This window comes from Chryseobacterium sp. SIMBA_038 (assembly GCF_046535115.1).
Lineage (GTDB): Bacteria > Bacteroidota > Bacteroidia > Flavobacteriales > Weeksellaceae > Chryseobacterium.
Map to the genome: position 1 here is coordinate 1 of NZ_JAWRXH010000242.1, position 262 is coordinate 262.

A 262-nucleotide genomic window follows, 5' to 3' on the forward strand; every position below is an offset into this window, starting at 1 on the left:
GGCAACGTTCAGCGTGAGTGGTGCAGGCGTCGCGTCCATTGAGGAGGCCTCGCTCATGCTAGTGAACGAAAACTGGATTCCGTTCGAGAGTATCGACGAACGAATGCTGGTGGACAACCTGACAAACCAGAAACGTCGATTCGTGAAGGGGCTGCGTTACAACCTGCCGTCGACCAATCCGCTGGCAAGCGTCGTGTTGTCCGACACAGCTGAGCCGGTGGCGATGTACGTCCTTCCGTACGGAGCGAGCGACCAATACCGG

The 262-nt window shown here is 58.0% G+C and carries 1 protein-coding gene; it reads left to right on the forward strand.

The genetic code is table 11. The annotated features are described in order from the left end of the window. Positions 1-262 (forward strand): DUF1173 family protein (locus SB689_RS23415; RefSeq protein WP_410694447.1); only part of this gene is annotated, 262 nt, incomplete at both ends.